This window comes from Vibrio sp. LB10LO1 (genome assembly GCF_010092875.1).
GTDB lineage: Bacteria > Pseudomonadota > Gammaproteobacteria > Enterobacterales > Vibrionaceae > Vibrio > Vibrio campbellii.
Genome location: NZ_JAADJW010000059.1, coordinates 1 through 12,314 on the forward strand (window position 1 = coordinate 1; position 12,314 = coordinate 12,314).

Annotated in this window: 9 protein-coding genes; 3 read left to right on the forward strand and 6 right to left on the reverse strand. The window is 47.7% G+C overall.

Annotated features, from left to right (window positions below):
- Positions 1-310: 310 nt before the first annotated feature.
- Positions 311-1,333, reverse strand: coding sequence for a tryptophan--tRNA ligase (trpS, locus tag GXP65_RS23940; protein WP_162093877.1), 1,023 nt, complete (start codon positions 1,331-1,333; stop codon positions 311-313).
- A 797-nt stretch (positions 1,334-2,130) separates the two neighbouring features.
- Here trpS and katG point away from each other — a divergent pair.
- Positions 2,131-4,311: a catalase/peroxidase HPI gene (gene katG, locus GXP65_RS23945; RefSeq protein WP_162093878.1), complete on the forward strand. Its 2,181-nt coding sequence runs from the start codon at positions 2,131-2,133 to the stop codon at positions 4,309-4,311.
- Between the two features lie 142 nt (positions 4,312-4,453).
- On the opposite strand, the gene GXP65_RS23950 is transcribed toward katG, so the two are convergent.
- Complete coding sequence (locus tag GXP65_RS23950; protein ID WP_162093879.1) at positions 4,454-5,902, reverse strand: lytic transglycosylase F; 1,449 nt, start codon at positions 5,900-5,902, stop codon at positions 4,454-4,456.
- 252 nt (positions 5,903-6,154) lie between these two features.
- Between GXP65_RS23950 and GXP65_RS23955 the strand changes: the two genes are divergently transcribed.
- Positions 6,155-7,111 carry an AEC family transporter gene (locus GXP65_RS23955; RefSeq protein WP_162093880.1) on the forward strand — a complete coding sequence of 319 codons (957 nt, stop codon included), beginning with the start codon at positions 6,155-6,157 and terminating at the stop codon, positions 7,109-7,111.
- A 135-nt stretch (positions 7,112-7,246) separates the two neighbouring features.
- On the opposite strand, the gene GXP65_RS23960 is transcribed toward GXP65_RS23955, so the two are convergent.
- The 3 genes from GXP65_RS23960 to GXP65_RS23970 all read right to left on the reverse strand — a co-directional run bounded on the left by GXP65_RS23960 (position 7,247) and on the right by GXP65_RS23970 (position 10,744).
- On the reverse strand, positions 7,247-7,948 hold the full coding sequence (locus tag GXP65_RS23960) for a DUF1028 domain-containing protein (RefSeq protein WP_162093881.1): 702 nt from the start codon (positions 7,946-7,948) through the stop codon (positions 7,247-7,249).
- Between the two features lie 23 nt (positions 7,949-7,971).
- Positions 7,972-9,363 (reverse strand): TIGR00366 family protein, encoded by a 1,392-nt coding sequence (locus GXP65_RS23965; protein WP_047478887.1) that lies wholly within the window; start codon positions 9,361-9,363, stop codon positions 7,972-7,974.
- A gap of 133 nt (positions 9,364-9,496) precedes the next feature.
- Positions 9,497-10,744 (reverse strand): allantoate amidohydrolase, encoded by a 1,248-nt coding sequence (locus tag GXP65_RS23970; protein ID WP_162093882.1) that lies wholly within the window; start codon positions 10,742-10,744, stop codon positions 9,497-9,499.
- A 238-nt stretch (positions 10,745-10,982) separates the two neighbouring features.
- Between GXP65_RS23970 and GXP65_RS23975 the strand changes: the two genes are divergently transcribed.
- Positions 10,983-11,729, forward strand: a complete 747-nt coding sequence (locus GXP65_RS23975; RefSeq protein WP_045368441.1) for an FCD domain-containing protein — start codon at positions 10,983-10,985, stop codon at positions 11,727-11,729.
- 28 nt (positions 11,730-11,757) lie between these two features.
- Here the strand turns inward: GXP65_RS23975 and GXP65_RS23980 are convergent, their stop codons facing one another.
- On the reverse strand, positions 11,758-12,210 hold the full coding sequence (locus GXP65_RS23980; protein WP_005426166.1) for a MarR family transcriptional regulator: 453 nt from the start codon (positions 12,208-12,210) through the stop codon (positions 11,758-11,760).
- Positions 12,211-12,314 lie beyond the last annotated feature (104 nt).

Genomic DNA, 12,314 nt, shown 5'->3' on the forward strand with positions numbered 1-12,314 from the left:
CTGGGTACAGCGAGCTAGAACTTTGAGAGAACATCCGGATTCAACAGCACTTGGTAGGTAGATTCTGAATTACTCTCGTTCCTCGCTTTTCAGAATGACGACATTTAGTTCATGAGTGTGAAATGAGATTCCCTACTCGCTCATTCTTCACTCTAGGGAATGACGCTGTTGGGAGTTTCATTGCGAGTTAAGTCCCTATAAACCATCGCCCAAACCTCAAACGGGTCATTCCAGCAAGCCTAGGCGCGACTAGGAATCTGGGTACAGCGAGCTAGAACTTATGCAGATCTCGCTGTCACCGGAAGCGGCTTCAGAAAAGGTTCAAACCGAATACGCCTTTCACATCAAACAGGACTTGTTCGGTTTTCTCACGTGAGCGTTGGCTGCCTTGTTTCAGTATGTCGATCAGCTGCGCTTTGTCGTCTAAGAACATCGCACGTTTTTCTCGGATTGGTCGCAGCATTTCTTGTAAGCACTCTTCTAATACTTTCTTGGTTGTGCCGTCTCCTAATCCGCCACGACGGTAGTGCGCTTTCAACTCTTCCACATACGCTTTATCGGTATGGAACGCATCAAGATAAGTAAACACGATGTTGCCTTCTACTTGGCCTGGGTCTTCGATGCGTAAGTGGTTTGGATCGGTGTACATAGACTTCACGGCGGCTGAGATTTCTTTCTCTGTCGCGCCTAGGTTAATGGCGTTGCCCATGCTTTTCGACATCTTGTTTTTGCCATCAGTACTTGGCAAACGTGGCGCGTCACTCAGCAGCGGACGACACTCTTTCAAAATCTCTTTTCCGCCAAGGTGGTTTATCTTTCTCACGATTTCATTGGTTTGTTCTAGCATCGGCAGTTGGTCATCACCAACAGGGACTAAGGTTGCATGAAAGCCGGTGATATCGGCCGCTTGCGAGATTGGGTAAGTCAGGAAGCCAGTCGGAATCGAACGATCGAAGCCCTTGTTTTGAATTTCATTTTTTACCGTCGGGTTACGCTCTAATCGCGCGATCGAAACCAAGTTGCTGTAATACATGGTCAGTTCAGCAAGCGCTGGTACTTGAGATTGCAAACAGATGGTGGTTTGAGTCGGGTCGATGCCCACAGCGAGATAATCGGCCACCACGTTTAAGATATTGGAGGAAACCTTGGAAGGGTTATGCGCGTTATCGGTTAAGCCCTGCATGTCGGCAACCAAAATGGTTTGGTCATGTTGAGATTGCAGCGCAACGCGTTGTTGCAGAGAACCAACGTAATGGCCTAAATGCAATGGGCCTGTCGCTCGGTCGCCAGTAAGAATGATTTCGCGTTGTTGGGTATTTTGTGTGGTGTTCATAACTTATCTCCGAATAAATTTAGATCGCTACTGGAGATAAAAAAGACAAGACACGCTTAGCTACCGTCCAGCAGCGTAAGAATGTCAGGATTCCGCGCCGCTCTAATTAGAGCGCCACCAGAAGAAGTTTGATGAAGGAGTAAATGTCGTTTTCATGTCTTTTAACCTAACAAGGAGCAGAGCTGAAAACAACCCTACTCCTTGTACAATTTGATTTTTCAGTTTTGACACGTTCACCAACACCGCATCAAATCTGGATATACATGGCGATGACCAGTGCGGCGCCAAACAGGCTGCCTGATACAAACGCGCACAATACCGCTTTGTTTTGTTTGCTTCTCATCCTTTACTTCTCGACTTTAGAGCACCCGAGCAACGCTGCTTGCTCCGTTCTCATATTGAGTGGGACAGTGGTAAATCCTTTTCGGTAAATCGATACATCACACTTTCTTCGATTCACTCTGCTGAATACAGCCTTACGATTTTTGACTAAAACTTAAACCACTTCGTCCGAGAAGTGTGATGACGTTAGAACAAGTTCAATGAAAGCCAACATGATTTACACAGGTACGTTTCTTAAAAAGCGCAGTTTAGACTCTTCGGTGAGAAAGCGATTATTTCGATTTTTAATGGATAAGAACTGAACTTATTTAGCATCAAATACTGTTAAATAGGATAAGGATGACGCGGATCATCTTTTGACCAAAACTTTGAAAAATAGAGCGAAACCACCAAGGCGAAATATGTAACTCGTAACTAAACTGTCAGGACACTAACCCCCAGTCAGGGAGCAAGAGATGAGCGACAAAAACCATCACTCCAAATGTCCTGTTATGCATGGAGCGAATACTAACCAACAAGCCAGCGAGTTCAATTGGTGGCCGAAAAGCCTCAACCTCGATATTCTTCATCAGCACGATCATAAGACCGATCCAATGGGCGCGGATTTTAACTATGCCGACGCATTTAACTCGCTCGATTTCGAGGAAGTGAAAAAAGACCTGAAAGATCTTATGACCGACAGCCAAGATTGGTGGCCAGCGGATTGGGGCCATTACGGTGGCTTGATGATTCGCATGGCGTGGCACTCAGCAGGTACGTACAGAATTGCGGATGGTCGTGGCGGTGCGAGCCGAGGGAACCAGCGTTTTGCACCACTCAACAGTTGGCCTGATAACGGCAACCTCGACAAAGCACGACGTCTATTGTGGCCAATCAAAAGAAAATACGGCAATAAGCTCTCTTGGGCCGATTTAATGATTCTTGCTGGCAACATGGCTTATGAATCGATGGGCTTTAAAACGTTCGGTTTTGCAGGCGGCCGTGAAGACATTTGGCACCCAGAAAAAGACATTTATTGGGGCGCAGAGAAGGAGTGGCTGCAACCGAGCGGCGGTGAGAATAACCGTTACTCTGGTGAGCGCGATCTTGAGAACCCACTCGCCGCGGTGATGATGGGCTTGATTTACGTGAACCCAGAAGGCGTCGATGGCAAACCAGACCCACTCAAAACCGCACACGACATGCGAGTCACCTTTGCGCGCATGGCAATGAACGATGAAGAAACCGTTGCGCTAACCGCTGGCGGTCATACCGTGGGTAAAGCTCATGGTAATGGCGATGCTTCGGTACTTGGGCCAGAGCCTGAAGGCGCAGAAATTGAAGACCAAGGTTTTGGCTGGCTTAATAAGACCTCTCGAGGCATAGGACGTGATACCGTCACAAGTGGCGTTGAAGGCGCGTGGACGACTCATCCAACGAAGTGGGATAACGGCTACTTCCACTTGCTGTTCACCTACGATTGGGAAATCACCAAGAGCCCTGCTGGCGCCGCCCAGTGGGAACCGATAGACATCAAAGAAGAAGACATGCCAGTGGATGTGGAAGACTCAAGCATCCGCCACAATCCGATGATGACCGATGCGGATATGGCGCTCAAGTATGACCCAGAATATCGCAAGATTGCAGAGCGCTTTCGTGACAATCCAAAAGAGTTCGAAGACTGTTTTGCTCGCGCTTGGTTCAAACTAACACACCGCGATTTAGGCCCTAAGTCTCGCTACCTTGGCCCGGATGTGCCAGCGGAAGATTTGATTTGGCAAGATCCTGTACCACCGGTGTCTTACTACCTATCTGAAGACAATATCGATGCACTGAAGATGGCGATTCTCAATAGCGAATTGAGCATTGCTGAACTCGTTTCGACAGCATGGGACAGCGCACGCACTTACCGCGGCTCTGACCGTCGCGGCGGTGCAAATGGCGCTCGCATTCGTCTTGCCCCACAAAAAGACTGGGTAGGTAACGAGCCAGACAGGTTGCAGAAAGTACTCAACGTACTGGATTCAATTCGCACGACACATCACTCTCCTATCAGCATGGCGGATTTAATTGTCCTTGCTGGCGGCGTAGGCATCGAGAAGGCGGCATCGAATGCGGGGATGAACATCTCTGTACCATTTAGCCAAGGTCGCGGAGACGCCACGGATGCCATGACGGATGCGGATTCATTTGATGTGCTGGAGCCTATTCATGATGGCTTCCGCAACTGGCTGAAATCCGATTATGTGGTCACTGCGGAAGAGCTCTTACTGGAACGCAGCCAGTTGATGCAATTGACCGCCGTCGAGATGACGGTGCTTATCGGTGGTATGCGCGTTCTCGGCACGAACTATGGAGGTACGAGCCAAGGTGTGTTCACCGATAACGTCGGCGCTCTGACCAATGACTTTTTCGTCAACCTCACCGATATGAGCTACACATGGCATCCAGCCGGTGACAACCAATACGAAATCCGTGAGCGTGCTTCTGGCCAAACAAAATGGACAGCATCACGCGTGGATTTGGTGTTCGGCTCTAACTCCGTACTTCGCTCTTATGCTGAGGTTTACGCTCAAGACGACAACAAAGAGAAGTTTGTGCAAGACTTTGTGGCCGCTTGGGTGAAAGTGATGAATAACGATCGCTTTGACCTATAAACCATATTGAGCAACGCAAATAACCTCCCTGCACACTCGGCAGGGAGGTTCTCGTTAATGGTTTCGAGATCCGCGAGTTTAAAGCCCATCAGTTCGAACTGAATGCATTCGAGCTAGGAAAAGGCAAACGGACAACCACGAACTAATAATAGAGCTTAATGGCAGAACGTTTGTAAGGTGGATGAAGGTAAGGCTCAAGCTCACTGCGGCGGTTATTCAATCGCTCTAAAAGCTTGTACGCAATGAAGTAGCGGTTAATGTTGGTCACATAGCGTATCGGCTCCATCCCTATGTATTGTCGCGTCACCACTTCCACATTATCGAACCATACATTTGGGTCGTAGCCTTTTTCTTCTGCGATTCTTCTCATCTTTCTAATGTTGCCGGGCCCTGCATTGTAGGCTGCTAGACAGAAGTAAATGATGTCGCTTTCGCTTATCGCCTCATCGTTAAAAAAGTACTTCCTCAGGTAATGCATGTATTTCAAGCCCGCGTGAATATTGGGCTCTTTTTCGTAGATATTGGAGATGTTTATCGCTCTGTCTCTTGCAGTGGTCGGTAATATTTGCATGATGCCTACGGCACCTTTGTGCGAGATAACATTCTGATTCAACCCCGACTCTTGAAAGCCTTGCGCCATCATTAATAAGTGGTTGAACTGATACTCTTGAGCATAGAGATAGAAGATATCCCAAAGCTCTTTAGCGCGCGTAACATTCTCTCGCTTGAGGAACTTCTTTAACCACTTGTCGTTTTCTAGATACCTTTCATTAACCACATTGCCGAATAAGGTGCCAATCCTGACTTGCTTGATGAACTTGTTTACCGCTTGCTCAAGTTGCGGGGAGTCTTTTCTTATTCCCCAAGCAATTTGCGCATTGTTTCTTACCGTCAATTGATCATGGAAAATGACATCAGGGAAGATATTGCCCCACATGCCCGTCTTATGCTGATCAAGCACGGTGACATCGATAAAGCCAGCGCTGATCATCTCAAGGATCTCGTAGTCTTGGATGATCTCATCAAGAAACATGATATTGATGAGTGGCTTCTTTTTGATGCTTAAGTAGTTGTTCGCCTTCGTCAGGCTCTTGTGATAGCTGGAGCTCTCTCTTACCCAGATGTCTAACCCACTCAGCTCATCAATGGTTTTTATGTCTGAGTGCTTGCCGTTAGTTACGATGATTTCCGAGACGTTTTCCCGTACTGGCGCGCTGAATGCGATCAGCTCTTTACGCTCATTGGTGACGGTTAAGTTCGCCACGATGATGTCACCATACCCAGCGATCAGTTTGGGGATGAGCTCATTTCTCGCTACAGGAATCACCTGAATGTTTATCGCCTTGTTGTTCTTGTGCAAGTGGCGTTCAAGTTCATGAATGAGTTCAGAGATGATGCCTTTCGGCTTACCGTTTTGGATGTAGTAAAAACCGAGATCAGCAGAGACGAGAATGCGAACGGCTTTTTTCTCCTTCAACACTTCCAAATCCCCAACATAAGGCTCGGCCCTTAGCGGCGACAATTCCAAAGCAGGAGTGGAAAATGAAAAAGACAAAAGAAACAGAGCGATACAAAGTACTTTACCCATCATAAGGTTATCCGTTCGCAAACCACTAATGACAATTTTAGCAATAAAAGACTCTGTACACGTATGTGAGGAGCAAAACGATTTACACAATGAACGCACCATTTAGAGCAAAAATGTCGAGCCTATTCCCTCTAATCTTTGCCAGAACCCCGCAATTACTGAAGAAAATATCATCACCCCACTGTTTCCCATCGTTAAGTTATGGTTCCATTGGGGAATAACTAGAAAGAGCACTTTTTTGCTGCGGATACACTCATGGATGCTGTTTTACATCAGTTGCAATTCTCGTTGTCGATCACTGGCCCCATCTGCTTAATGCTGGTATTGGGCGTTGTCTTCAAACGCATTGGGCTTATCAACGACAACTTTATCGAAGTCGGCTCTAAACTGGTGTTTCAGGTCACGCTGCCTGCGATGTTATTTTTGAGTATCGTCGTTTCCGAGCACGACTTCTCCGCAGCCAGTGGCTTTGTCAATTACGGCATTGTTGCCAGCATTTCGTTTTTCATCTTCACCTATATTTCCGTCAAACTGTTCTTCAAATCTTCACCAGACCAAGGTGTTTTGATTCAAGGTGGATTTCGCGCCAATACGGGCATCATAGGTATTGCGTATGTAGCGAATGCTTACGGTTCTCAAGGCGTGGCTCTGGCTGCGCTTTATGTCGCGGTAACGACCTTTATCTATAACGTGCAAGCGGTGATTTGTTTGTCTCCCAAAGGCGCTACGTCAGGCTCTCAAGCCGCCAAACTGATGATGAGAACCTTAACCCGCAATCCGCTGATCATCTCGATTTTTTCTGGCATGGTGTTCTACCTGCTGTCTATCCCAGTCCCTGATGTCGCGATTGATGCGGGTAATTATCTGTCGAAGATGACGCTTCCCCTCGCTCTGCTGTGTACCGGCGGCTCACTCGATTTAAGTTTGATGAAGAAAGAGAAAGGACCGTCTTGGTTTGCCAGCAGCTACAAACTGATCGTTGCTCCTATCGTGATTACCACAGGCGCGTATTTAGTCGGCTTTAGAGGGATTGAGCTTGGTATTCTGTTCTTTATGAATGCCTCTCCCGTTGCTGCGGCAAGCTACGTTATGGCACGTTCGATGGGAGGTAATTCTGTCTTGGCGGCGAACATCATCGCTCTAACCACCGTGCTTTCGACGGTGACTTGTACCGTGGGAATTGTGATTCTGAAAGCGTATGGCTTGATCTAAACGCTCGAATGGAAGAAGCGGTGCGAGTGGCTGGAGAGGCATGAACAGCTAGAAAACCACGAATAACTAGAAAGATACCAATAGAGACAATAAAGCCTCAGCGAGCTGAGGCTTTATGTTTGTACTTTTGGTCACTTACTGATTCGGCAATCCGCTAAGAAACTCTTGAAAGCTGGGTGCACGCACGCGGCTCAGTACCTTTCTCATGTCTTCTATCAAGCTGTCGTCAGACCAATCGACACGAATATCAATTGGCGCTTGCGTGTAGCTCTCAATACGAAGGGAGGCAGAATACGTACCGCGCTTATCGCCGCCCGCTGCCAATGCAGCTTCTAATGCGTTAACCAGCACTTCCGCCAGTGTTGCCTCGTAATCATCACGATATTGAGGTTTGTCCCCCATTCGCACTTGCTCTGCATTAAGCATCGTCTGAGCCATGAACGAATCAGCAAATGCCTCAATAACTGCGTTATTTTCTAGCATGTTGCCCGCAACCGCTACATCTTGATACGCAAGAGAAGCCACGTGCGCGATGTTCTCTTCGCCATGGATAAACGCCGCATGACCGTGCTTATCCATCACCATGCATTGGCGCTTAGCAAACTCGGCGTCACTCTCTTTCAGACGTTCAACAACATCATGGCAAGAAAGCCCTTGAGATAACCATCGATTGGCATTGTCTGCATACCAAGGGTTAGTAAACAAACCTTGGGTTGCACAGGCGCCAATCCCGCGCCAACTGTGGTTCACGTAACCACCAACGGCAACGCCGCCAGTGGCTGTAATGGAAGCCGATAACCCCGTTTCAGGGTTAACGTGAATAAGTGAAATCGTCATAGATTCTCGATATAAAAAAGACGTTAGTAGCCAACCATTTGTCCGATAAATAGCGCCAACCAACACAGTGCGTAAACAAACACCATGAATGGCATAATTGCTTTTAGCCACTGCTCGTAAGACACGCGACCTAGCGCCAACATCGCAAGCGTACCACCAGAAGTCGGTACAATAAGGTTGGTAAGACCGTCACCCACTTGGAATGCCGTGATCATTAGCTGACGGCTCATACCAGTAAGGTCTGCTACAGGAATTAGGATTGGCATGGTCACCATTGCCTGACCAGAACCCGATGGCACGAATAGGTTGATCACACCTTGCACCACACTCGCGACAATCGCAGAGATAGCAATTGGCATATCTTGGATAAGTGAGCTTAAAGCGTTAACGATGGTATCGATGATTTGTGCTTGGTCGAGGATGATTTGAATCGATGCCGCGACACCAATCACCAACGCACCCGCTGTTACGCCCGATGCACCTTCCATCATTTGCTTGACGATGCCATTAGCACTTAAACCGTTCACCGCGCCGATCACAATTGCCATCAATAGGAACAAGCCTGCGATCTCGTTGATGTACCAACCGTTGGCAAATACACCGTAAAGCATGATACCAAGACCAGCTAAGAATACGCCCAGCGTCAGTTTGTCTTTCTTCTCTAGGTGGTATTCCGATAAATCTTTGCTTAAGCCTTCAGCTGAATCTGGCTCTTTAAACTCCATCTTCGCCACGCGGGTACAGATGTAGTAAGACAACAATGCAAGAGAGGAAATCACCATCGCTGCACGCAGCCAAGCGCCCGAGAAAGTAGGCAGTTCAGCAATACCTTGAGCCACACCTACAGTGTAAGGGTTGATTGGTGACAGCGCAAAGCCCACACCAATACCGCCCACCGCCATCACGGTGCCCACAAGGCTAGAGTAGCCAACTGCCGCAGAAATTAGCACAGCAACCGGAACAAGTGCGATGTTGTTCTCAAAGCCTACCGCCACGCCAAAGAAACCGTAGATAAAGGTGCCGATGGTGATGATCAAATTACGGTTCTTCACACCCGCTTTGTTTACCGCAACACCGATTGCGTTCTCTAACGCGCCGGTACGTTGCAAGATGTGGAACAAGCCACCCGCGATAAATACGATGAATAGGTAAGGCGCCGCGCTGATCAAACCTTTCGGAATCGCGACAAAAATATCAAAGAAATGCACCGCAGGCACATCACTCAGATAAGCAAATGAGTTAGGCACAACGGTAGTACGACCGTCCACCACAACACGTGAGAATTCCCCGGCAGGAACAACAAAGGTCAGTAGATACGTTGCCACCAAGATCATAAAGATCAGGACCATTGGGTCCGGCATACTTTTGTACCAAGCCTTCTTCTGTGTTGTCTCCATCTTCTTTGTCATATCCATAACAAAATCTCTCCTTAGTATAGGAATGAAAACCCATTGGTATGAGCCTTCACGTTCACAAGCTAAAACCAAGTCTTGGTTTTGAAAGTAAAAAAGAGGATGAATCCCCACCCTCTTTTGTGTTATTTCGCTTTTATTGGTGTTTCATCAGCATGCAGAAGTGGTTCAGCACCTCTACTGCGGCAACAAGATCTTGTTGCAAAATCGCCTCATCAGGGTGGTGACTAACGCCCCCTGTACAACGCATAAACAGCATTGCAATATCCGTCAGTTCGCACACCGCTAGACCATCGTGACCTGCGCCACTGAATAGGTGTTTGGTGTCAATGTTGGATAGCTCGATCGCTTGAGTCAGCGCCGCAGAAAGTGAATCCGAACAGGTTACGGCCGATTGCTCGTAAGTTTGCTCGTGGCGATACGCGAGGTTGTACTGCGCCATCAAGGTTTCGATGTTCGTCAGCATTTCTTGTCGCGCAGCAATGCGAGAAGCATCGTTTGGTGAGCGTAGCTCAATGGTGATGTCCGTTTGCTGAGGAATCACATTCACACCGTTCGGGAAGTTGGCAATTTTACCCACGACACCCACTAGGTCGTCTTCACGTTTGCACAGTTGATCAAACATGTGGATGACCTGAGCTGCCCCGACTAACGCATCTTGACGCATGTCCATTGGCACTGTGCCTGCATGTCCGGCTTTACCAACAATCGACAAGGTATGACGCTCAATCCCCGTGATGGCAGTAACCACACCGACTGGCAGGTTCGCTTGTTCAAGCTGCGGACCTTGCTCAATGTGCAGTTCTACAAAACCAAGCACTTTATCTTTGTCGTAAGCGTCTTTTTCGATTTGCTCTGGATGGCAACCAAACGACGTCAATGCTTCACGCATGCTCACGCCATTGGCATCTTGTGCGTCCAACACACTTGGATCGAATGTGCCAGATATCGCTTTTGAACCGAGCAATGTCGATTGGAATCGAGTGCCCTCTTCATCACTGAAGGCGATCACATCGATATTGAATGGGAACTCGAGTTTCTGCTGATGAAAATAGTGAATCAACGCAACCGGTAGAATCACACCCAAGATGCCATCGTATTTACCGCCATTTGGCACGGTGTCTTGGTGGGAGCCAAAAATCAGCGTCTGTGCATATGGATTTGGGCTGTGGTAGCGACCAATAAGGTTTGCAGCATTGTCCATGCGCACTTCCATACCAGACAGCAGCATCCACTCGCGCAGTTTTTCATTCGCTTTCGCGTGCTCTTCACTGGCACACAAACGAGTAACACCTTCGCTATCTGGGTCTTGGGTTTGGCTGCACTGAGCAATGTCTTCCAACCATTCCCACGCTAGGCTGGCAGTTTCTACAAATTTTTCCATTTTGAATCGCTCTTTTTCTAACCATGTTTATTTTTAATTTATCATGATAAATATCAAATGAAAGACATTTATCATGATAAATAGGCTTTTTTGTGAGAGCGATTAGATCGATAATCGGATGGTTTCATAATCAGCAGTGCGCGCTTTTTCCAAAAAGAGAAACGCAGAAAACAGGTGACATCCTTTGAATTTCCTTCAGAATTCAATAGATACCGCGAGATAACCCAGCGAGGATAATGTGGCAAGCAGCGCAAAAGGACGTAGAACTCAACAACTGGCCGAATCGATCAAAGCGTGGATTGTCGATAAAGCTTTGCAACCTGGCGATCGTCTCCCAAGCGAAGTCGACGTGATGGAAACTTTTGATGCGTCAAAAAGCACGGTGCGTGAAAGCATGCGCATCCTAGAGGCACAAGGTATTATCTCGACCAAGACCGGGCCAAAAGGCGGTGTGTTCGTGAGTGAAATGAGCGAGAACAAAGCTCAGGCACTGTTAAGCAACTACCTGTTCTTCAAAGACGTTTCGATTTCGGATCTGTACCAAATCCGCTTATCGCTAGAGCCAGAGATCGCGGCATCGTTGGCGGGCACATTGACTAATGAACAACTTGCTAGACTCGATCAGCAAATTGATAAATACCAAACCCCACCAGAAGACGTGTATCAAGAGCGTGAGCACCACATTGCATCGATTGAGTTTCACAGCCTCTTAGCGAGCTATTCTGGCAACGAGTTGCTGAAGTTTGTGGTTCGTTTTACTGCGCAGATGCTTACTGAGCTAACGATTTATCGCAAGCTGTATGAACCGGGTAACCACAAGCTGTGGCACACGGGCGTGCAAAGCCAACGTTCATTGGTGGAAGCATTACGTAAAGGCGACGCGTCGAAAGCCAAGCACATCATGGAACAGCACATGCTGACTGCGCATCAATTAATGAAGAAGCAAGAAGCTGAAGTGGCGAACCGCTTCCTCACAGAAAGCTAAGTGGCTCGCCATCATCTGAAATGAAGAATTAGGGATGGTTGGCTAATGTCATTTTACGGACCAAACGGAAGAATTCGTCGGATTCCTCTTCCGTCAGACAAGAGAAAAAATCTTGCTTGAGGTTAGTCATGATGCGGTGCACTTTGCGTACCGCTTCTACCCCTTCTTTGGTGAGCGTCAGAATCTTCAGTCTTTGATTGGTCTCGCACTTAGATACTTGAACAAAGCCGCGCTTCTCTAAGTTATCCACCATGCGTTTTGCGACGCTTCGCTCTGTTAGTACCGCATCCGCTAACTCTTGCTGGCTCATTGGCTGAAACTCTTCCAACGCTGCTAAGGCACTCGCCATTTCTAACGTCATTAAGTCCTGACGTGATAGCTCTGCTTGGGCACGATTGCGGAAGGTTCGGTTCATCACGCTGCACACAAACATCGGGCTTTGATCCAACACGGATATCGGAGAAATCTTCTGATCTTTCATACTTGCCTATTCTACTTTCGGCTTTGTTTTCATTTGGATAGTACTGCGTTTACAAGAGATTCCCGACTACGCTCCTTCGTCGCTTTCGGGAATGACGCGTTGTT

Excerpts from the sequence above, each read along its gene's own strand:
- trpS (WP_162093877.1), bottom strand. The coding sequence starts at position 1,333 with ATGAACACCACACAAAATACCCAACAACGCGAAATCATTCTTACTGGC.
- katG (WP_162093878.1), top strand. The coding sequence starts at position 2,131 with ATGAGCGACAAAAACCATCACTCCAAATGTCCTGTTATGCATGGAGCG.
- GXP65_RS23950 (WP_162093879.1), bottom strand. The coding sequence starts at position 5,902 with ATGATGGGTAAAGTACTTTGTATCGCTCTGTTTCTTTTGTCTTTTTCA.
- GXP65_RS23955 (WP_162093880.1), top strand. The coding sequence starts at position 6,155 with ATGGATGCTGTTTTACATCAGTTGCAATTCTCGTTGTCGATCACTGGC.
- GXP65_RS23960 (WP_162093881.1), bottom strand. The coding sequence starts at position 7,948 with ATGACGATTTCACTTATTCACGTTAACCCTGAAACGGGGTTATCGGCT.
- GXP65_RS23965 (WP_047478887.1), bottom strand. The coding sequence starts at position 9,363 with ATGGATATGACAAAGAAGATGGAGACAACACAGAAGAAGGCTTGGTAC.
- GXP65_RS23970 (WP_162093882.1), bottom strand. The coding sequence starts at position 10,744 with ATGGAAAAATTTGTAGAAACTGCCAGCCTAGCGTGGGAATGGTTGGAA.
- GXP65_RS23980 (WP_005426166.1), bottom strand. The coding sequence starts at position 12,210 with ATGAAAGATCAGAAGATTTCTCCGATATCCGTGTTGGATCAAAGCCCG.